The organism is Micromonospora fulviviridis, from assembly GCF_014648395.1.
Classification (GTDB): Bacteria; Actinomycetota; Actinomycetes; order Mycobacteriales; family Micromonosporaceae; genus Micromonospora; species Micromonospora fulviviridis.
The window spans coordinates 191,804-211,336 of the sequence record NZ_BMRA01000004.1; the positions used below are offsets into that span (position 1 = coordinate 191,804).

Genomic DNA, 19,533 nt, shown 5'->3' on the forward strand with positions numbered 1-19,533 from the left:
GTCACGCACCGTGACGGGCCGGGACCGAGATCGTTGGTCAGTCGGCGGCCGATGCTCACCGGACTGACGCGGGCGCCCTCCGTTCCGCGTTCAGTCCGGCACCGGGAGCACCGACATGACCCTGACCGCCCGGCCCAGCGCCCCGCCGCGTACCGCGCGGCGGCAGAACTGCTTCGACGCACTCCGGCTGGCGGCCGCCGGCTGCGTCCTGGTCCAGCACGCCAGCACCCACCTGGGCGCCGGCTTCCTGTGGTACCGCCACGGGGGCGCCCTGTGGTTCTTCGACGGCGTCGTCGCGTTCTTCATCCTCAGCGGCGGCATGGTGTACGCCTCCGCGGAACGCTGCCGCCGGGAGGGCCGGCCCCGCCGGGAGTACCTGCGCAACCGGTTCCTCCGGATCGTCCCGGCGCTCTACGTGTACTTCGCGGTGATGTCCGCCGCGCTGATCGCGCTGGGGATCGTGTCGCTCACCGCGGTCGGCGGCACGCCCTTCCTGGCGTGGGCGGCCAGCAACCTGGCGCTGGTCCCCGTCTACCACCCGGCCCTGTTCCACGGTTTCGGTGTGGGCGTGGTGAACGGCAGTCTCTGGACCATCCCGGTCGAGGTGAGCTTCTACCTGCTGCTGCCCATCCTCGTGTGGCTCGCGCACCGGGCCGGTTTCCGGGCCATGGTCGCGGTCGCGTTCACCGTCGGCCTCGCCGGGACCGTCCTGCACGCGGCGCTCGGTGGACCGACCACCGAGGTGCTCGGCGGGAAGCTGCTCGGCGTGACCTTTCTGCCCTGGCTCGCCTTCTTCGTCATCGGCATCGCCGTCGGCCGGGCCTGGCCGAGGCTCCCGCAGCACGGGGCGCTGGCCGCCGGCGCCGCGCTCCTGTACGCGGCCGGCACCGCGCTCCGCCTCCGGATCGACGCGGACTGGTCCATGGTGGTGGCCGTCGCCACCGCGGTGCCCCTGGCGTACCTGCTGTTCTGGGTCGGCCATCACGGGCCGGCGGTGCTGCGCCGGTCGACCGAGCGGCTCGGTGACCTGAGCTTCGGCGTCTACATCTGGCACATGCCGGTGATCAACGTGCTGCTCTGGTCGGGCCTGGCGGGCCGGCTGCGCGACACCGCGCTGGTCACTGTGGTCATCGTGGTCACCGGGCTGCTCGCGTACGCCTCGTGGCACCTCGTGGAGAAGCCCGCGCTGCGCCTCAAGCGCTACACCTCCCGGCCCGGCGCGCTCGCCGGCTGACCCCGGCGGCCCGCCGGCGGCGGTGCTCGTCCGGATATCGGGTTGCCGGGACCGGGCCGCTCCGATTGGCTCGGGGAGTGACCGGCGTCGACGCGTACTTCGTCTGCGCGGTGCCGCGGACGGGCAGTTCGCTGCTCTGCGGGCTGCTGGCCTCCACCGGGGTGGCGGGCCGGCCGGAGGCGTACTTCCGGGTGCCGGACGAGCCGCTCTGGGCCCGCCGTTGGGGCCTGCCGGCCGGGGAGTGGCACTACCGCGACTACGTCCGGGCGGCGCTGGCGGCCGGCCGGACCGGCAACGGCGTGTTCGGGGCGAAGTTGATGTGGGGGACGCTCGACCGGGTGGTCGAGGGGCTGGCCGCCGGGCACCCGGACCTGGCCGGCGCGGACGACGCGCTGCTGCGCCGGGCGTTCGGCCGGACCGCCTTCGTGCACCTGCGCCGTGACGACGTGCTCGCGCAGGCGGTCTCCTGGCTGCGCGCCGAGCAGACCGGCCGGTGGACCGACACCGCCCCGGGCGCCGTCGACGCCGCCGGCCCGGCCACCGGTGAGCCCCGCTACGACCCGGACGGCATCGACGAGCTGCTGCGCACCATCGCCGAGCATCAGGCGGCCTGGGGCGCGTGGTTCGCCCGGTACGGGATCACCCCGCACCGGGTGCGCTACGAGGATCTGGCGGCCGACCCGGCCGGGGTGACCCGGGGCGTCCTCGACGCGCTCGGGCTGCCGTCGGCGGGGGTGCCGGTCCGGCCCCGGCACGCGCGGCAGGCCGACGCGCTCAACGCGGAATGGATCGCCCGGCACCGGGCCCGGACGTGACCTTGCCCACCTGCGCGCCGGATCCCCGCGTAGGGGCAGGTCATCTGCCGTTACCCGGCGGTTAAGGTGGGCGTCGCGAAGTCGCTTCCCCGGACCTGGGGCGCGGCTTCGTAGTGCTTCACGGGATCCGTGGAGCCCAGCCGTCCCGACGTTCTCCGGGCCAACCGCAACGGGACGGCTGCACCCCCACCGCCCGGCCGGCGTGACCGGCTGAGCCAACCCGGAACGGAGTAAGCCACGCCATGAGCGTGTCTACGCAGGATCCTGCTGCCCCGGTCGCGCCGGCGGAACCCGCCGCGCAGAGCCGCCTCGACCGCTTCTTCGAGATCACCCGGCGGGGCTCGACCGTCCGGCGCGAGGTGCTCGCCGGTCTCACCACCTTCGCGACGATGGCGTACATCGTCGTGCTCAACCCCCTGATCATCGGCACGGCGCCGGACGCCGACGGCAGGACCCTGGGCATCCCGGCGGTCGCCGGGGTCACCGCCCTGGTCGCCGCGGTCATGACGATCATGATGGGCATCGTCGGCCGGGTGCCGTTCGCCGTGGCCACCGGCCTGGGCCTGAACGCGTTCGTGGCGTACGCGGTCGCCTCCCAGATGAGCTGGGCCGAGGCGATGGGCCTCGTGGTGATCGAGGGTCTGATCATCACCGTGCTGGTGCTCACCGGCTTCCGGAAGGCCGTCTTCCGGGCCATCCCCGCCGAGCTGAAGGCGGCCATCGCGGCCGGCATCGGCCTGTTCATCGCGCTGATCGGCTTCGTCGACGGCGGTCTGGTCCGGGCCGGCACCGGCGTGCCGCTGCAGCTCGGCTCGGGCAGCAACGGCACCCTGCACGGCTGGCCCACGGTCGTCTTCCTGGTCGGCCTGCTGGTCACCGGCATCCTGGTCGCCCGCAAGGTGAAGGCCGGCGTCCTGATCGGCATCGTGGCCACCACGGTCGTCGCGGTGATCGTCAACGCGTTCGCCAAGCCCGGCCCGGCTCTCGTCGACGGCAAGCCCAACCCGGACGGGTGGCGGCTCAACGTGCCGACCCTGCCGGACCCGCTCTTCCAGACGCCCGACCTGCACCTGGTCGGCAACGTGTCGTTCGGCGCGTTCGCCCACGTCGGCGTGATGACCGCGCTGCTGCTGGTCTTCACCCTGGTGCTGGCCGACTTCTTCGACGTCATGGGCACCACGGTCGGCCTGGCCAGGCAGGCCAACCTGGCCACCGAGGACGGCACCGACATGCCGCGGCTGGGCAAGGTGCTCTTCGTGGACGGGGTCGCCGCGGTCGCCGGTGGCGCCGGCAGCGCCTCCTCGGCCACCACGTACGTCGAGTCCTCCTCGGGCATCGCGGACGGCGGGCGGACCGGCCTGACCAGCGTGGTCACCGGCGTGCTCTTCCTCGGTGCGCTGCTGCTCACCCCGCTGGTGTCGCTGGTGCCGAGCGAGGCCGCCGGCCCGGCGCTCGTGGTGGTCGGCGCGCTGATGATCCGCCAGGTCAAGGACATCGACTTCACCGACGTGGGCGTCGCCGTCCCGGCGTTCCTGACCATGACCCTCATGCCGTTCACCTACTCGATCACCAACGGCATCGGCGCCGGTTTCGTCAGCTGGGTGGCGATCCGGGTGGCCCAGGGCAAGGCCCGGCAGATCCACCCGCTCATGTGGGCGGTGGCCGTCGCGTTCGTGATGTACTTCGGCATCAACCTGGTCAAGGCCGTCACCGGCGTCAGCTGACCGACCTGCGCCGCACCCCCGTTACCCGTTGGCCCGAGGTAACGGGGGTGCGGCGTATCTCGATCATGGGTTAGAGTGCCGTCGCGCGGACACGCGACCGTCGTGGGCGCAGGGGGATGAGGCCATGGATTGCCATGAGCTTCCCCTGCCATGCCTTTTTCCGGGTCGCGCCTCCTGACTGAGACTCACCGCGACCCGGGTCAACTCCACGACCTTGGAGAATCGCGTTGTCCACTCCTGACCTGACCACCGACCGTCTCGTGCTCCGCCCCTGGCCGGCCGAGGAGGCCGCCGCCATCGTCGCTGGCGAGCGGCGCCCGTACTGGGCGGCGGACTATCCCACCGACGGCGACCGGGTGATCGCCGGGATCATCGCCGGCAACCCGGAGCAGCCACACGGCCACCGGCTCATCATCGAGCGGGAGACCGGCCTCACCGTGGGCGCCATCGGGCTGAAGTGGCCGCCCACCGAGGGTGCGGTCGAGTTCGGCTACGGCCTCGCCGCGTCCCGGCGGTGCCGGGGCTACACCACCGAGGCGGTCCGCGCCCTGGTGGCCCACGCCCGCACCCTGCCCGGGGTGACCCGGGTCTACGCCACGGTCGACCCGGCCAACGTGCCGTCCGTGCGGGTGCTGGAGAAGGCCGGCCTGCGCCGGGACGGCACCGTCGACAGTGACGAGGGGCTGCTGCACCGGTACGTCGCCGAGTAACGCCGAACAGACCGGCCCGGCGGTGGGGCGACCCGCCGCCGGGCCGGTCGTCGTTGAACGGGTGTGAGTTACGCCGACGTCAACGGGGTGCGGCTCTGGTACGAGGTCCACGGCAGCGGCCGGCCACTCGTCCTGCTGCACGGCGGCTACGGCTCGACGGAGATGTTCGCGCCCGTCCTGCCCGACCTCGCCGCGCGCCGGCAGGTCGTCGCCGTCGACCTCCAGGGCCACGGCCGCACCGCCGACGTGGACCGGCCGCTGCGCTACGAGTCGATGGCCGACGACGTCGCCGCGCTGCTGCGGCACCTCGACCTGCCGGCCGCCGACGTGCTCGGTTACTCGCTCGGCGGTGGGGTGGCCCTGCGCGCTGCGATCCAGCACCCGGCCCTGGTCCGCCGCCTGGTGCTGGTCTCCACGCCGTTCCGGCGGCAGGGCTGGTACCCGGAGGTGCTGGCCGCGATGGCCGCCCAGGACGAACGGGTCGGCGAGCGGATGCGCGGCACCCCACCGCACCAGCTCTACGAGCGGGTCGCGCCCCGCCCGCAGGACTGGCCGGCACTCTGGGCCAGGACCGGTGACCTGCTACGCCGCGACTACGACTGGTCGGCCCAGGTGGCCACCCTGCCGATGCCGGTGCTGCTGGTCTTCGCCGACGCTGACTCGATCCCGGTCCACCACGTGGCCGAGTTCTTCGAGCTGCTGGGCGGCGGCCACCGGGACGCCGGCTGGGACGGCACCGGCCGACCCGCGTCCCGGTTGGCCGTGCTGCCCGGGCTCACCCACTACGACATCGTCGGCTCACCGGCCCTGCCGGCGGCGGTGCTGCCCTTCCTCACCCACGAGGTGCGTGCCCCCGAGTGACCCCCAGCGCGCGTCCCCGCCGGAGCAGCCGCCTTGCCAGCAGCCCGCCCAGCACCAGCGCCACCACCCCGGCCGCCCACCAGAACCGGCCGCCCAGGCCGAACGGCGGATCCGCCGCGCGGACCCGGCCGGCGCGCACCACCGCGTCCGCCACGTCGATGGCGAGCACCTGGTCCGGGGCGGTGAGCAGCGTGTTCGGCGCGGCGGCCCCCGGGGTCAGCCCCAGCACGCGGACCGTCTGCACATTGGGATACACGGTCCGCTGGTCCATGTCGACGGGCCTGTCGAAACGCTCCGGCGAGTCCGGATCGGGCCGGTAGCCGACCACCAGCGCGGAGCCGTCCGGCCACCAGCCCAGCAGCCGGATGGTGGTGACGCCGTCGACCGCGGGCAGCGCCAGCACGCCGAGGTCCCGGCCGCTGGCCGGGTCGACCCGGCGCAGCCGCCACCGGGTGGTGTCCGGGTCGCGGCTCACCAGGGCCAACGACCCGTCCGGCAGCCAGGCCCCCTTGCCGGCCAGCCCGCTCTCCGGCGGCAGCGGGAAGGAAGTGATCGACTGCCCGTCGGTGCCGGCGACCAGCACCTTGTCGCCGACCTGGTAGGCCAGCCGGGACCCGTCGGCCGTGAACGCGACCGGGGTGCCGAAGACCGGCACCTGGTCGGTTTCGAGCAGGCGTACCGCCCGGCCGGTGTCGAGCCGGACCAGGCTGAGCGTGTTGACGTAGGCGCTGCCCTCCGGGTTGGCCGGCGTGGTGTCCCGGACCACCAGCGCGCCGCCGTCCGGCGCCCAGCCGGCCGGCTCGGTCAGCGTGCTGCCCGACCTCGGGCTGGGCAGCCGCCGCACCGTCCCGCCCACCAGGTCGACCAGGTCGACCCGGGGGTGCTCCGACGTCCCGGCGGGCACGGCGATCCGCCGCCCGTCGGGGGAGAGCAGCACCTGCTCACCGGCCGGCGCCTCGTGGCCCACCGTCCACGTCCGGTAGCGGTCGGCGTCGGCCGCGACGATGCCGACCGTGCCGTCCTCGTCGATCAGCCCGGTGAGCCCGCGCGCCTGGCCGCTGAACACGACCGACGCCGGGCCGAGCCGGGGCCGGTCGGTGGCGTGCAGCGCGCCGAACCCCGGCAGCCCGATCCGGTCGGGCAGCGCCGGGCCGCCCGCGCCGGCCGGCGCGATCCCGCGTGGCCCGTCACCGCGTACCGCCACCGGCACCAGCGCCACCAGCACCAGCACCGCCGCGACCGCCGCCGCCATCCGCCGCCGGGTGCGCCGCGCGGTCCGCACCGCGCGCTCGTGCACCGGGTACGCGGGCACCTCGGCCGCCGCCTCCCGCAGCGCCTCCCGCAGTCGTACGCTCATCGCCCGCTCCTCTCCGGCGTCCGCTCCCACAGGTCGGGGACGAGGTCGCGGAGCCGGCGCACGGCGTCGTGCCCGTGCCGCTTCACCGTGCCCACCGAGCAGCCGAGCACCTCGGCCACCTGCGTCTCGGTCAGGTCCTCGTAGTAGCGCAGCACCACCACGGCCCGCTGTCGGGCGGTGAGCCGGCGCAGCGCGGCCACCACGCTGAGCCGCAGCGCGGTGTTCTCGGTGTGGTCGCCGCCGCCCCGCTCGACCGGCGTCGCATCCAGCCGTTCCGCCACCCGCCTCCGGCGCCACCACGAGACCTGCTGGTGGTACATGACCCGGCGCACGTACGCCTCCGGGTCCCCGTCGCGGATCCGCCGCCAGTGCCGGTACGTCCGGGCCAGCGCGCTCTGCAACAGGTCCTCGGCGTGCTGGTGGTCCCCGGTCAGCAGGTACGCGGTCCGCGACAGTGCGGGCGACCGCTGCACCACGAACTCGTGGAACGTCTCCGACATGCCCACCTCCTCACCCTGTCCGAACGCCGCCCACCCGCCGGATGGTTGAGGCGGTCATTCGACCACGCCCCTCCGGCCATGAACCGGTTGGACAGGTCGCGCCGGGTGGGCCCGTCGTGCGGTCGAGCCGGAACAGGCCGTCAGCCCAGGCGGCGGGCGAGCCAGGGGAGCAGCGCGTCGCCCTGCAACCGCTGGAACGCCCGGACCGTCGGGATGCCGGGCGGGGGCGGCTGGCGCGCGCCGTCCAGGAAGAAGCCGGTGAACCCGGCCAGCACCCCGGTGAGGTCGGCGGGGTCCACCCCGGCGGCGAGCGGCAGGGCGGCCAGCAGCGCCTCGGGGTCGTGACCGCCGTACACCTGGACGTTGACCAGGACCAGCAGGCTGTCCAGCCAGGACGGCCCGCGGCAGGCCCACGGCCAGTCGACCACGGTGACCGTGCCGTCCGGGCCGATCAGGAGGTTGTCGGCCCGGACGTCGAGATGGCAGAGGGCCTCGCCGGCCAGCGCGGCCAGCCCCCGGTCGGCGGCCGCGCCCAGCTCGGGCAGCCGGGTCCGCGCCCACGGGTCCAGGTCTGCCGGTGGGTCGGCGGCGAGCCGCCGCCAGCCGCCAAAGTCGTACGCGAGCTGCTCGGTCGCGGTGGTGACCACCGCGGCGGGGGCCGGGGTGAGCACCTCGGCCATCGCCTCCAGGGTGGACAGCACGGCGGTCAGCTCGCCGGCCTCCCACGGGGTGACCGGGTGCCGGCCCTCGACGTCGGCGAAGACCAGCGCTATCCAGTTGCCGTCGTCGTGGCTGCCGAGCAGCCGGGGCGCGGGCGTGGCGGGCGGCAGCGCGGCGGCGATCCGGGCCTCGGCGCGGTGCAGCGCCGGGCTGCGGTCGTTCTGCGCCGGGCTGACCGCCTTGACGAAGGCCCGCCCGCCACCGGCGGTGCGGACCCGGTCGGCGGTGCCGGGGGAGAAGCCGCCGTGCTGCGACTCCGCCGCCACCACCCGGTCGCCGAGGATCTCCTCGACTGCGGCCCGGACGGACCCGGGCAGGTCGGCCCAGCGGACCCGGCTCTTCGTCAGGCTGGTCACGGCCCTACCCTGCGCGCCGGCGCCCCGCCGGGGCAACCGATTACCGCGCCCCGGCGGTGTAGCGGAGGACCACCACGCCGCTGTCGAACGGCCGGGTCCCGACCAGGGTGAACCGGCTCGGGGTGAAGCCCCGGTCGGCCAGCGGGACGCCGCTGCCGATCACGACGGGGTTGAGCTTGACGACCAGCTCGTCCACCTCGTCGAGGAGCTGTCCGGCGAGCTGTCCGCCGCCGCAGAGCCAGATGTCGCCGCCGGGCCGCCCCTTCAGCTCGCGGACGAAGGTCACCGGGTCGGCGTCCACGATCTCCAGCTGGGGGTCGTCGGACGGGGGCAGGGAGCGCGAGAAGACGTACTGCTTGAGGTGCGCGTAGGGGCTGGTGACGCCGAGCTTCAGCGCCGGGTCGTAGGTGGCCCGGCCCATGAGCAGGGCGTCGAAGCGGCCGGTGGGCGGCGAGGCGATGCCGAACTGGGCGTGGGTGAACGTGGGGAAGGTCTGGGGCCACTCGGCGGTCAGGTAGGCCGCCACGTCCGGCTCCAGCGGGAGGAAGTCGTAGGACCCGTCGGGGGCGGCGATGAAGCCGTCGAGGGTGCTGGCGACGTAGTACACGAGCTTGCGCAAACCGACTCCGATGTCCGGGTTCAACCACGACGGCTGTCGTGGTGCGATCAGAATGTACAACACCTGTCGTGGTTATTGCTAGGGTGCTCGCATGGCCAGGAATCCGGAACGCCGCACACTGCTCGCCGACGCCGGTCTGCGGGTGCTCGCCGCCGCCGGCGCGCGCGGGCTGACCCACCGCGCCGTGGACGCCGAGGCCGGCGTGCCCACCGGCACCGCCTCCAACTACTTCCCGTCCCGGGCGGCGCTGCTCGCCGGGCTGGCCGAACGGATCTTCGACCGGATCGCGCCCGACCCGGCGGTGCTGGCCGACCTCGGCGGGCGCGAGCCTTCCCTCGCGCTGGTCACCGACTACCTGCGCTACATCGTCGAGCGCACCACGCGCGAACCGGACCTCACCCGGGCCCTGTTCGAGCTGCGGCTGGAGGCGTCCCGCCGCCCCGAACTGCGGGCCGCGCTCGGCGGCGTGCTGCGCCGGGGGTACGCCGACGACGTCGCCTTCCACGTCGCCGCCGGGCTGCCCGGCGGCGCCTTCGAGATCGCCCTGCTGCACTACGCCGTCGACGGGCTCCTGCTCGACCTGCTCACCACCTCGATCGACGCCGGGTTCGACGTCGACCAGGTGGTCTCCGCCCTGGTCTCCCGTCTGGTCGGCGGCGTCGCCGCCTGACCGGTGCTCCGCCCAGGTATGTCGCGGCGACCAGCGGGAACGCTGGCCGGGACGCACCTGGGGAGGAGCGACGATGACGGATGGCGCCGGACTGACCATCGGTGTGCTCGGCTCGTACGGCGGTCGCAACCTCGGCGACGAGGCGATCCTCACCGGCCTCCTGGCCGACCTGCGCCAGCAGGAGCCGAACGCCCGGATCATCGTCTTCTCCCGGAACCCGGCGCACACCGCGCTGGCCCACCCGGACGTGGAGGCGGTGCCCTGGGAGGGCGTCAGCCGGGTCGACTCGTCGGCCGTCCTGGCCCAGCTCGACCTGCTCGTCCTCGGCGGCGGCGGGATCCTCTACGACAAGGAGGCCCGGCGCTACCTGCGGGTGGTCCGGGTCGCCCAGGAGCGCGGGCTGCCGCTGCTCACGTACGCCGTCGGGGTCGGCCCGCTCAGCGAAGGGGTGGACACCGGGATGGTCCGGGAGACCCTGGGCCAGGCCACCGAGGTGACCGTGCGCGACCAGGAGTCCCGGATGGTGCTGGAGGAGGCCGGGCTGCTGAACCCGATCACCGTCACCGCCGACCCGGCGTTCCTGCTCACCCCTGAGGACTTCCCGGAGAGCTGGCTGCGTGAGGAGGGCGTGCCGGCCGGCAAGCAACTGGTCGGGCTGAGCGTCCGCGAACCGGGCCGCGCGGCCGAACGCCTCGACGTCGACGGCTACCACCGGCTGCTCGCCCAGATCAGCGACTTCCTGGTGCACCGGATCGACGCGTACGTGCTCTTCGTGCCGATGGAACGCGACGACATCCGGCACTCGCACGGCGTGATGTCGCACATGATCGCCGCCGAACGGGGGCGGATCCTGCACAACGACTACTCGCCCCGGCAGGTGCTCGGCCTCATGAAGCACTTCGACCTCGCGGTCGGCATGCGCCTGCACTTCCTGATCTTCGCGGCCATGATGGGCACCCCGTTCCTGCCCCTGCCGTACGCCGGAAAGGTCTTCGACCTGGCCCAGCGGCTCGGGGTGCCGGCGTTGCGCGGCGTGGAGCGTGAGGTGGAGGGCCCGCTGCTGGCCGAGGTGGACCGGTTGTGGGACGAGCGCGACCAGCGCGCCGACGAGACCGCCCGGCGGGTTGCCGCCGTGTGCGAGCAGGCCCACGGCACGTCCCAGGTCACCCGGGGGGTGCTGGAGAGCATCCGGTCGCGGACCCTGGCCAGGGCCTGAGCGGGCCGTCAGACCGCCGGGCCCCGCCAGGCGTAGACCCATTCGCGGTCCCGCTGCTCGCCCGACTCCAGCTCGTAGATCTGCGCGTGCGCCAGCCCCTCCGGCCCGATGTGGTGGTGGGTCAGCGGCGGGCGGCCGTTGCTGTCCAGCTCGACGGTGACGGTCTCGCCGTCGGCCGTGCCCCCCACCAGCGGGATCTGCACCGTGGATGCCATGCGCCCATCCTGCCCCGGGGATCGCCGCCGCGCAGCGGGATGCGGGGGCAGCGGGCCGGCGGCGCCGACGACTAGGGTCCGGGAATGGCGGAACCGACGATCGACCCCACCCTCGGTCCGGTCCTCGCCCGCACGGGCGACGAACAGGCGATCCTCGAATCGTTCCTCGACTTCCACCGGGCCACCGTGCTGCGCAAGGCGCGCGGCCTCTCCGACGCCGAGGCGGCCCGCCGCCTGGTGCCCTCCCGCACCACCCTCGCCGGGCTGCTCAAACACCTCGCGCTCGTGGAGCGGAACTGGCTGCCCTGCCTGTTCGCGCCCGGGCCGGGCGACGTCTACCTCACCAGCGAGGCCGACGCCGAGGCCAGCTTCGCCCTCGACCCGGGCGAGACCCTCGACGGGCTGGCCGCGGCCTACCGGGCCGCCTGCGCCCGGTCCCGGGCCGTCGCGGCCCGGTTCGACCTCGACCACGTGGTGCCGCATCCGCAGCTCGGGGAGGTGTCGCTGCGCTGGGTGCTGGTGCACCTCATCGAGGAGACCGCCCGGCACGCCGGGCACGCCGACATCCTGCGCGAGCTGACCGACGGCGAGACCGGGGCGATCTGACGCCGGCTCAGTCCCGGGGCAGCAGGCCGGCCGGATACTCCATGCCGTCGTGGGTGCAGGCGGCCGCGGCCACCCGCGCGGCGTACCGGGCCGCGTCGAGCGGGGTGGCGCCGCGCAGCCGGGCGGCGATCAGGCCGGCGGCGAACGCGTCGCCCGCGCCGTTGGTGTCGACGACGGCTGCCGGCGGGGTGGTCGCGGGCACGTGCACCGGCGGTGTGTCCGGGCTGTGCAGGGTCGCGCCGGCCGCACCGCCGGTCACCAGCACCGTCCGGGGCGCCAGCCCGGCCGCCACCTTCCCGGCCCGGTCGCCCAGCCGGACGTCGCTGACGAAGACCAGGTCGGCCGCGTCGGCGAAGGGCCGGTGGTAGTCGTTCTCGCCGTCCCAGTCGTGCAGGTCGGTGGAGAGGGACACCCCGGCGCCGAGGGCGGCCCGCAGCGTCGGAAGCGCGTCCCGGGCCCAATCCATGATCGACACGTGTACGTGGCCCGCCCCGCGTACGAGTTCGGCCAGCTCCGCCTCGGCGAACGGGGCCGGGCCCGACCAGGGACGCGGGTCGTAGAGCGACATCCGCCGGCCGGCCGGGTCGACCATGTTCACCGAGCGGCGGGTGCCGGCCGGCGCGTGCGCCAGCACGGCGCGGACCGAGGTGCGGGCCAGCGCCGCCCGGACCACGTCGCCGGCCGGGTCGGCGCCGAGCACGTCGACCAGCGCCACCCGCAGGCCGAGGGCGTGCGCGGCCAGCGCCACCCCGGCCCCGGTGTTGCCGATCCGCAACTCGATCGGGGGCACGGCCAGCGAATCGGCGGCCGGCAGGGGCAGGGCGGGCACCTGGGCGCGGATGTCCACGCCCAGCCCGCCGATCACGAGCAGATCGACCATGGCGCCGACACTAGTCCGCGCCGGCCGCCTATCCTGGCCCCGGGCGTCGTCGAGGGGGAGTGCGTGCTGGTCATCCACGGGTTGTGGCTGCCCGGCCGCGGGCTCGCCCTGTGGGCCGAGGACAGCAGCCTGCCGGCCCGGGCGCCCCGCCGGCCGGGCCGCGCCCCCCGCGAGCGGCCGCACCCCTTCGCCGCCGGCCACGCCACCCTGGCCGCCGCGCTCGGCGACCCACCCGGGGCGCCGGCATCCGTGCTGCTCGACCTGCCCACCCGGGCCGGCTCACCGATCGACTCACCCGAGCTGGTCCGGACCGCCGTCGGGGATCCGGTCCGCGGCCCGGTCACCCGCGCCGGCTGGCGGGTCCCCGCCCTGGTGTACGCCCCGGACGCCGCGTTCGCCCTGCTCCGGGCGCTGGATCCGGCGGAGGCGGTGCCCGGGGCGAGCCTGCGCCACCTGGCCGAGCTGGCCGACTTCGCCGCCGACCTGGTCACCCGCGGCCGGGTCCTGCCGGGACTCGCGGATCCCGACCCGGTCCCGGTCTCCACCGGATCCGCACCGGCCGCCGAAGCTGACCGGGTGGCACCGGCCTACCCGGCGGATCCGGCCACCCCTTCCGACGGAGGCCGACGGGGCCTGCGCGTGGTCGACGACTCGGACGTGGTGACCGCGTCGGCCGTCTGGCGTCCGCTGCTCACCGGCACGGACGCGGCGTGGGCCCGCTCGATGGCGCTCGCGCTACCCCCGGCCACCCGTGCCGCCCGCGAATGGCACCCCGTCGCCCCGGATCCGGGTGCGTCTGTTGTCGCCGGGGCGACAACAGACGCACCCACAGCGGCGGACCGCCGGCCCTTGGTCGTGCCAGGCGCCTCGGCCGCGTCCGCGGCGGACGGCGTCGGACCTGGGGAGCTGGTGGCCGAGGCGTTGGACGCGCTGGTCGACGCCGCGGCCCGGGCCGCCCTCGGCGACACGCGGCTGCCCCGGGGCATGCGCCCGGGCGGGCCGGTGCCGAGCTGGCTGGCCGCGCTCACCGGCCCGGAGCGGGTCTTCGCCGCCGAGCCGGCCGCCCTGGACCTGCTGAGGGCCGAGCTGGACGCCTGGCAGCGCGACGCCGCCGGCGGTCCGGTGCGGGCGGCGTTCCGGCTGGTCGAGCCGGCCGTCGATCCGGTGGCCGAGCTGGTCGAGGGCGGCGCCTGGCGGGTCGAGTTCGGCCTGCACCCGACCGACGAGCCGGGCCTGGTGGTCGACGCGGCCCACATCTGGCAGCGCCCCGCGCCCGCGCTCGCCGCCCGTGGTGTCGACCCGCAGGAGACCCTGCTGGCCGAGCTGGGCCGGGCCAGCCGGCTCTGGCCCGAGCTGGACGCCGCCCTGCGCACCGCCGCGCCGGAGGGAATGGAGTTGGACGCCGACGGCGCGCACCGGTTCCTCCGGGAGGGGGCGCCGGTGCTGCACGCGGCGGGCTTCGGGGTGCTGCTGCCGTCCTGGTGGCGGCGCTCCTCGTCCCGGCTCGGCGCGCGGCTGCGGGCGCGCAGCCGGACCGCGCCCGGCACGGTGGCCGTCGCCGCGGGCGGGCTCGGGCTGGACGCCCTGGTCGACTACCGCTGGGAGGTGGCCCTCGGCGACCAGCCGCTGACCGCCGAGGAGCTGGCCTCGCTGGCCGAGCTGAAGTCGCCGCTGGTCCGGCTGCGCGGCCGCTGGGTCGAGCTGGACCCGCAGCGGCTCGAAGCGGGGCTGCGGCTGCTCCGCTCCTCGGGCGAGCTGACCGTGGCCGACCTGCTGCGGATGGGGCTGGCCGGGGCCGACCGGGCCGGGGAGCTGCCGGTGCTGGAGGTGGCCGCCGACGGGGCGCTGGGCGAGCTGCTGGCCGGGGAGGCGGAGCGGCGGCTCACCCCGGCCGACCCGCCGTCCGGGTTCGTCGGGACGCTGCGGCCGTACCAGCGGCGCGGGCTTGCCTGGCTGGCGTTCCTCCAGTCCCTCGGGCTGGGCGGGATCCTCGCCGACGACATGGGGCTGGGCAAGACCGTGCAGCTGCTCGCGCTGCTCGCCGGGGACCCGCCGGTGGCCGGGCCGACGCTGCTGGTCTGTCCGATGTCGCTGGTCGGCAACTGGCAGCGGGAGGCGGCGAAGTTCGCCCCGCGGCTGCGGGTCCACGTGCACCACGGCGCCGAACGGGCCCGGGGCGAGGCGTTCGCCGCCGCCGTGCACGCCGCGGACCTGGTGCTGACCACCTACTCGGTGGCCGCGCGGGACGCGTACGAGCTGGCCGGGGTCGACTGGCACCGGGTGGTGGTGGACGAGGCGCAGGCGATCAAGAACGCCTCCACGCGGCAGGCCGAGGCGGTGCGGTCGCTGCCCGCGCGGCACCGGGTCGCGGTCACCGGTACGCCGGTGGAGAACCGGCTCGCCGACCTCTGGTCCATCATGCAGTTCGCCAACCCGGGCCTGCTCGGGCCGGCCGCCACCTTCAAGAAGAAGTTCGCCGAGCCGATCGAGCGGCACGGCGACGCCGAGGTGGCCGAGCGGCTGCGGCGGATCACCGGCCCGTTCGTGCTGCGCCGGCTCAAGACCGACCCGTCGATCATCACCGACCTGCCGGAGAAGCTGGAGATGGAGGTGCTCTGCAACCTCACGGCCGAGCAGGCGGCGCTCTACCGGGCGGTGGTCGACGACATGATGGCGAAGATCGAGTCCAGCGACGGCATCGAGCGGCGCGGGCTGGTGCTGGCCACCATGACCCGGCTCAAGCAGGTCTGCAACCACCCGGCCCAACTGCTGCACGACGGCTCCGCCCTGCCCGGCCGCTCCGGCAAGCTGGAACGGCTGGAGGAGATCGTCGACGAGGTGCTGGCGGCGGGGGAGAAGGCGCTGCTCTTCACCCAGTACGCCGAGTTCGGCGGGATGCTGCGCGGCCACCTGTCGGCGCGTACCGGCCGGGAGGTGCTTCTCCTGCACGGCGGGGTGGGCAAGGCCGAACGGGACGCCATGGTGACCCGCTTCCAGTCCCCGGAGGGCCCGCCGCTCTTCGTGCTCTCGCTCAAGGCCGGCGGCACCGGGCTCACCCTGACCGCGGCCAACCACGTGGTGCACGTGGACCGCTGGTGGAACCCGGCCGTCGAGGATCAGGCCACCGACCGGGCGTTCCGCATCGGCCAGCGCCGCCGGGTGCAGGTACGCAAGTTCGTCTGCGCCGGCACGGTCGAGGAGAAGGTGGCCACCATGATCGCCGACAAGCGGGGCCTGGCCCAGCGGGTGGTGGGCAGCGGCGAGCAGTGGGTCACCGAACTCTCCACCGACACCCTGCGCGAGCTGTTCGCCCTGGAGGCCGGGGCGGTGGTGGAGTGACCACACCGGACGGAGGGTCGCGGTTCGCCGAGTTCGGGCCGCCCCGGCGGGTCGAGGGCGGACTGAAGGCGCGCAGCACCCGGGGCGCGATCGGCCGTTCCTGGTGGTCCCGGCGTTTCCTGGAGGTGCTGGAGTCCTTCGCGCTCGGCACCCGGCTCACGCGGGGCCGGGCCTACGCGCGCCGGGGCCAGGTGCTCCGGATCGACGTCGCCCCCGGGCAGGTCACCGCGAGCGTGCAGGGCTCCCGGCCGGATCCGTACCCGGTGCGGATCGGGCTGGCCGCGTACCCCGACGAGGTGTGGGAGCGGATCGAGGCGGAGCTGGCCGGGCAGGCGTTCTTCAGCGCCCGGCTGCTCGCCGGCGACCTGCCGGCCGAGCTGGAGGAGTTGTTCACCGCGGCCGGCGCGCCGCTCTTCCCGGGCGCCGTCGGCGAGCTGGTCCAGCACTGCGGCTGCCCCGACTTCGCGGTGCCGTGCAAGCACCTCGCGGCCACCTTCTACCTGCTCGCCGAGGCGTTCGACGCGGACCCGTTCCAACTGTTGCACTGGCGCGGGCGTGCCCGGGGCGAGCTGCTCGACCGGCTGCGTACGCTGCGCGGCGCCGCCGCCCCCGGCGGCGCACCGGCCGGCCCGGCGGCGGCCCCGGACGCACCGGCCGCCCCTGTGGACGCGGCCGGCGGGCGCGGGCCGGCGGCGCGGCCCGTGGCGGGTGCGGGGCGGGTGCTGGGTGGCCTGCCGGCGGTCCCGCCGGACGACGAGGTCGACCGGTTCTGGCTGTCCCCGGTGGCGTTGCCGGACCGGCCGCCCACCCTGGCCACCGGACCGGAACTGCTGCTGCGCCAGCTCGGCCCACCCGGGGCCGCGATCGGAGGCCCGGGCCTCGTCGAGCGGCTCCGCCGGGCGTACCGGCAGTTCGGTCGCGAAGCGGGGTCGGACGACCCGCGCTGACCGTCACCACCGGCCGCGCGGTCATAGCCAGCGCCGGCGGAATCGCCACATGAGTCCGGCGTTGGCGAGCAGCACCACGGCGCAGATCGCGCCGGCCAGGCGCCCGGCCAGTACGGTCATCGCCGGCAGCGAGGCCCACAGCACGATCGTCAGCAGCATCAGGTACCGGCCTCGGCGGGCCCGGGCCCGGTGGTCGAGCCGGGCGAAGAACTGCGGGTCACTTTCCCGCAGCTGGCGGGTGATCTGTTCGAACCTGCGCTGATCCTCTTTGCTGAGCATGGCGGTGCCTTCCCCTCACGGCTTCAGCGGTTCGGCGGCATACCCGCAACGGGGGCGGGTCACGCGCCGGTCCTGCTGCCGGTTTCGCCGAGCGGGACGGGCCTGGACGCACCGGTCGGAGACCTCAGCACGGGCTTATCCGTGCCTTAAGTTTCCCTGAGCGGTTGAACGCCGCGAACAGCGCCGCGAGGGGGAAAAACGTTACGTCCGGGCGGTCGCCGTCCGGGTTGCCCCTGCTCCCCGCGTCGCCGGTCCGGGGCGGTCCCACCGGCCGCCCGGCGGCCGGCCTGAGCACCGTCTTAAGTGCCCTCGCGGGCGCCGCCGACGTGCCTTGAGCACCCGGGAGCGCGTGGTTACTTTCCCGTAGCAACTCCTCCGGCAACCGTCGCCGCCCCTCCGCCCACCCCCTGGGCGGCAGGCGAGCCGGCGCTCGAAGAAAACGGGACAGCTACATGGCCGACCTGAACGTGCCACCGCGTCGACCCCGGGACGACCGCGGCTGGGACGGATTCCCGCACCCCCATCCGGACGGGTACCGCGACAACGCCATGCCGTACGCCGGCCCCGGCGGCCACGCCACCCCGGCGGCCCCGGCGTCCGGCCCGCAGTGGGTCGGACCCAACGGGTTCGTCGGCGGCGGCTACCCCCAGCCGTCCGGCGGGTACGCCCCGCCGCCCGGCCCCGGACTGCCCAACCTGGACGACGACGAGAAGCCGCGCCGCGGCCGGCGCCGGGCCCTCGTCGCGCTCGGCGGCGCCGCCGTGGTCGCCGGCGGCGCCGCCCTGGGCCTCTCCCCGCAGGTGCGCGGCCTGTTCTCCGACGACCCGGTGGCCGGTGACGCCACCGGCACGGTGGTCACCGACGGCACGTCGGCCCGCCCCGGCGGCCAGCAGCCCAGCACGGTGCGCACCTACACGGAGCAGAACGAGAGCTACATGGGCTCCCGGGCCGGCGCGGCGCTCAAGCGCAACGCCCCGTCCGGTGGCCGGATCTTCGCCAGCCCGGCGGCCGCCGCGGCGGCCACCCAGGTGACCGTCAAGACGGTGCTCGCCAAGGACCCGATCCGCCACCTGGCCAGCCGGGCCACCTTCGGCCCGACCCCGAAGGTGCTGGCCGACATCAAGCGGCTCGGCATCGACGACTGGCTGCGCCAGCAGCTGGAACCGGAGAAGATCGCCCCGACGAAGGCGGAGCTGAAGCTGGCCGAGCTGCCCTCGCTGAAGCTGACCCCGACGCAGCTGCGCGACCAGCGGGACCAGCTCAACGAGCGGGGTGTCGACCCGGCGCGGGAGACCGTCGACGCCACCATCGCCCGGCAGATCTGGTCCGACCGGCAGCTCTTCGAGGTGATGGTCGACTTCTGGAACGACTTCCTGCACGTCGCCGCCGACTTCGACGGCGGCGAGATCTACCGCAACTCGTTCGACCGGGACGTCATCCGCAAGCACGCGCTGGGCAGCTACCCGGAAATGCTGGTGGCCGCCAACAAGCACCCGGCGCTGCTGATCTACCTGAACCAGACCGAGTCGCGCAAGGACGCGGTCAACGAGAACCTGGCCCGGGAGAACCTGGAGCTCTACTCGGTCGGCGTGGACGGCGGCTACACCGAGAAGGACGTCCGCCAGGCCGCCCTGCTCCAGACCGGCCGGGGCGTGGCCGACGGGAAGTACGTCTTCCACGCCGACCGGCACTACCTGGGCAAGGTGAAGATCCTCGGGTTCAGCCACGCCAACAACTCGGCCGACCCGAAGGTCGCCGACAAGGTGATCGACGACTACATCCGGTACATCGCGCTGCACGCGTCGACCGCCGGCTACGTGGCCCGCAACCTGGCCACCCGGTTCGTCTCCGACACCCCGCCGAAGTCCCTCGTGGACCGGCTGGCCAAGGCGTACACGACCAACCGGGGGCAGAGCCGGCCGGTGCTGGCCACCCTGTTCAGCTCCTCGGAGTTCTGGGCGGCGGTGGGCCAGAAGGTCCGCCGGCCGATGGAGTACCTGGTCGCCACGTACCGGTCGCTGGGCGTGGGGCCGGACGCGTCGGCGGGCTTCGACGGCGACAAGCGGCGCACCCCGTTCGCCCAGGGGCTGCGGCAGATCCAGGACAAGATGCGCGAGCTGGGCCAGTATCCGATGGGCAAGCCCACCCCGGACGGGTACGCGGACGTCTACGTGGCCTGGACCTCCGCCGGCACCATGGTCGACGGCTGGAACGAGGCCGGCGACCTGATCGGCGGCTGGCGCAAGCAGTTCACCTACGCCAAGCCGGAGAAGCTGGTGGCGAAGCCGCCGGCGACCGCCGGGGCGTACGTGGACGCGCTCGCCCAGCGGCTGGTGCACCAGAAGCTGAGCGCCAAGGAGAAGGCCCTCGTGCTCGGCGTGGCCGGGGTGCCGGCGGGCGCCAAGGTCGACGCCACCTTCAACGGGGCCATCGCCGCGGTCGCGCGGACGATCCTCGCGTCCCCCCAGCACCACCTCCGGTGAGG

At 74.8% G+C, this 19,533-nt stretch carries 17 protein-coding genes and 2 pseudogenes; 12 read left to right on the forward strand and 7 right to left on the reverse strand.

The window, feature by feature from the left end; translation table 11 throughout:
- The first annotated feature begins 115 nt into the window (after positions 1-115).
- From IEY96_RS12295 to IEY96_RS12315, 5 genes are all read left to right on the forward strand, one after another.
- Positions 116-1,234, forward strand: a complete 1,119-nt coding sequence (locus tag IEY96_RS12295) for an acyltransferase family protein (RefSeq protein ID WP_189194950.1) — start codon at positions 116-118, stop codon at positions 1,232-1,234.
- A gap of 77 nt (positions 1,235-1,311) precedes the next feature.
- Positions 1,312-2,049, forward strand: coding sequence for a Stf0 family sulfotransferase (locus IEY96_RS12300; RefSeq protein ID WP_189194951.1), 738 nt, complete (start codon positions 1,312-1,314; stop codon positions 2,047-2,049).
- Between the two features lie 242 nt (positions 2,050-2,291).
- The gene (locus IEY96_RS12305; protein ID WP_189194952.1) at positions 2,292-3,773 is read left to right on the forward strand and encodes an NCS2 family permease; all 1,482 of its coding nucleotides are present in this window, start codon (positions 2,292-2,294) and stop codon (positions 3,771-3,773) included.
- A 227-nt stretch (positions 3,774-4,000) separates the two neighbouring features.
- On the forward strand, positions 4,001-4,483 hold the full coding sequence (locus IEY96_RS12310; protein WP_229791560.1) for a GNAT family N-acetyltransferase: 483 nt from the start codon (positions 4,001-4,003) through the stop codon (positions 4,481-4,483).
- A 63-nt stretch (positions 4,484-4,546) separates the two neighbouring features.
- The gene (locus IEY96_RS12315) at positions 4,547-5,344 is read left to right on the forward strand and encodes an alpha/beta fold hydrolase (protein ID WP_189194953.1); all 798 of its coding nucleotides are present in this window, start codon (positions 4,547-4,549) and stop codon (positions 5,342-5,344) included.
- Here the strand turns inward: IEY96_RS12315 and IEY96_RS12320 are convergent.
- The 4 genes from IEY96_RS12320 to IEY96_RS12335 all read right to left on the reverse strand — a co-directional run bounded on the left by IEY96_RS12320 (position 5,316) and on the right by IEY96_RS12335 (position 8,896).
- A complete protein-coding gene (locus tag IEY96_RS12320; protein ID WP_189194954.1) occupies positions 5,316-6,701 on the reverse strand; it encodes a beta-propeller domain-containing protein in 1,386 nt (461 codons plus the stop codon). The two genes, IEY96_RS12315 and IEY96_RS12320, sit on opposite strands and share 29 nt — an antisense overlap.
- Positions 6,698-7,201: a SigE family RNA polymerase sigma factor gene (locus IEY96_RS12325; RefSeq protein WP_189194955.1), complete on the reverse strand. Its 504-nt coding sequence runs from the start codon at positions 7,199-7,201 to the stop codon at positions 6,698-6,700. The genes IEY96_RS12320 and IEY96_RS12325 overlap by 4 nt, the downstream gene beginning before the upstream one ends.
- Before the next feature lie 140 nt (positions 7,202-7,341).
- Positions 7,342-8,277 carry a phosphotransferase family protein gene (locus IEY96_RS12330; protein ID WP_189194956.1) on the reverse strand — a complete coding sequence of 312 codons (936 nt, stop codon included), beginning with the start codon at positions 8,275-8,277 and terminating at the stop codon, positions 7,342-7,344.
- Positions 8,278-8,317: 40 nt separating this feature from the next.
- Positions 8,318-8,896: a dihydrofolate reductase family protein gene (locus tag IEY96_RS12335; protein ID WP_189194957.1), complete on the reverse strand. Its 579-nt coding sequence runs from the start codon at positions 8,894-8,896 to the stop codon at positions 8,318-8,320.
- A gap of 91 nt (positions 8,897-8,987) precedes the next feature.
- Here IEY96_RS12335 and IEY96_RS12340 point away from each other — a divergent pair, with 91 nt between their 5' ends.
- Both IEY96_RS12340 and IEY96_RS12345 read left to right on the forward strand, forming a co-directional pair.
- Complete coding sequence (locus tag IEY96_RS12340; protein WP_189194958.1) at positions 8,988-9,566, forward strand: TetR/AcrR family transcriptional regulator; 579 nt, start codon at positions 8,988-8,990, stop codon at positions 9,564-9,566.
- Between the two features lie 73 nt (positions 9,567-9,639).
- Entirely contained in the window at positions 9,640-10,782 is a 1,143-nt protein-coding gene (locus tag IEY96_RS12345; protein WP_189194959.1) for a polysaccharide pyruvyl transferase family protein, read from the forward strand.
- A gap of 8 nt (positions 10,783-10,790) precedes the next feature.
- Here IEY96_RS12345 and IEY96_RS12350 read toward each other — a convergent pair whose 3' ends face one another.
- Positions 10,791-10,997: a DUF8847 domain-containing protein gene (locus tag IEY96_RS12350; RefSeq protein ID WP_189194960.1), complete on the reverse strand. Its 207-nt coding sequence runs from the start codon at positions 10,995-10,997 to the stop codon at positions 10,791-10,793.
- Between the two features lie 84 nt (positions 10,998-11,081).
- Between IEY96_RS12350 and IEY96_RS12355 the strand changes: the two genes are divergently transcribed.
- Complete coding sequence (locus IEY96_RS12355; protein ID WP_189194961.1) at positions 11,082-11,603, forward strand: DinB family protein; 522 nt, start codon at positions 11,082-11,084, stop codon at positions 11,601-11,603.
- A gap of 7 nt (positions 11,604-11,610) precedes the next feature.
- Here IEY96_RS12355 and IEY96_RS12360 read toward each other — a convergent pair whose 3' ends face one another.
- The gene (locus IEY96_RS12360) at positions 11,611-12,483 is read right to left on the reverse strand and encodes a carbohydrate kinase family protein (RefSeq protein WP_189194962.1); all 873 of its coding nucleotides are present in this window, start codon (positions 12,481-12,483) and stop codon (positions 11,611-11,613) included.
- A gap of 63 nt (positions 12,484-12,546) precedes the next feature.
- Here IEY96_RS12360 and IEY96_RS33345 point away from each other — a divergent pair.
- The 3 genes and pseudogenes from IEY96_RS33345 to IEY96_RS12370 all read left to right on the forward strand — a co-directional run.
- Positions 12,547-13,048 (forward strand): annotated as a pseudogene (locus IEY96_RS33345) (ATP-dependent helicase); the annotation flags it as partial.
- Between the two features lie 98 nt (positions 13,049-13,146).
- A pseudogene (locus IEY96_RS12365) lies at positions 13,147-15,822 on the forward strand (DEAD/DEAH box helicase); the annotation flags it as partial.
- On the forward strand, positions 15,819-16,769 hold the full coding sequence (locus IEY96_RS12370; RefSeq protein ID WP_189194964.1) for an SWIM zinc finger family protein: 951 nt from the start codon (positions 15,819-15,821) through the stop codon (positions 16,767-16,769). The pseudogene IEY96_RS12365 and the gene IEY96_RS12370, both read left to right, overlap by 4 nt.
- Positions 16,770-16,790: 21 nt before the next feature.
- On the opposite strand, the gene IEY96_RS12375 is transcribed toward IEY96_RS12370, so the two are convergent.
- Positions 16,791-17,048, reverse strand: coding sequence for a DUF3040 domain-containing protein (locus IEY96_RS12375; RefSeq protein ID WP_089013185.1), 258 nt, complete (start codon positions 17,046-17,048; stop codon positions 16,791-16,793).
- 452 nt (positions 17,049-17,500) lie between these two features.
- On the opposite strand from IEY96_RS12375, the gene IEY96_RS12380 reads away from it, so the two are divergent.
- Positions 17,501-19,531 (forward strand): DUF1800 domain-containing protein, encoded by a 2,031-nt coding sequence (locus IEY96_RS12380; protein ID WP_189194965.1) that lies wholly within the window; start codon positions 17,501-17,503, stop codon positions 19,529-19,531.
- Positions 19,532-19,533: the final 2 nt, after the last annotated feature.

Excerpts from the sequence above, each read along its gene's own strand:
- IEY96_RS12295 (WP_189194950.1), top strand. The coding sequence starts at position 116 with ATGACCCTGACCGCCCGGCCCAGCGCCCCGCCGCGTACCGCGCGGCGG.
- IEY96_RS12305 (WP_189194952.1), top strand. The coding sequence starts at position 2,292 with ATGAGCGTGTCTACGCAGGATCCTGCTGCCCCGGTCGCGCCGGCGGAA.
- IEY96_RS12320 (WP_189194954.1), bottom strand. The coding sequence starts at position 6,701 with ATGAGCGTACGACTGCGGGAGGCGCTGCGGGAGGCGGCGGCCGAGGTG.
- IEY96_RS12325 (WP_189194955.1), bottom strand. The coding sequence starts at position 7,201 with ATGTCGGAGACGTTCCACGAGTTCGTGGTGCAGCGGTCGCCCGCACTG.
- IEY96_RS12340 (WP_189194958.1), top strand. The coding sequence starts at position 8,988 with ATGGCCAGGAATCCGGAACGCCGCACACTGCTCGCCGACGCCGGTCTG.
- IEY96_RS12345 (WP_189194959.1), top strand. The coding sequence starts at position 9,640 with ATGACGGATGGCGCCGGACTGACCATCGGTGTGCTCGGCTCGTACGGC.
- IEY96_RS12350 (WP_189194960.1), bottom strand. The coding sequence starts at position 10,997 with ATGGCATCCACGGTGCAGATCCCGCTGGTGGGGGGCACGGCCGACGGC.
- IEY96_RS12355 (WP_189194961.1), top strand. The coding sequence starts at position 11,082 with ATGGCGGAACCGACGATCGACCCCACCCTCGGTCCGGTCCTCGCCCGC.
- IEY96_RS12360 (WP_189194962.1), bottom strand. The coding sequence starts at position 12,483 with ATGGTCGATCTGCTCGTGATCGGCGGGCTGGGCGTGGACATCCGCGCC.
- IEY96_RS12375 (WP_089013185.1), bottom strand. The coding sequence starts at position 17,048 with ATGCTCAGCAAAGAGGATCAGCGCAGGTTCGAACAGATCACCCGCCAG.
- IEY96_RS12380 (WP_189194965.1), top strand. The coding sequence starts at position 17,501 with ATGGCCGACCTGAACGTGCCACCGCGTCGACCCCGGGACGACCGCGGC.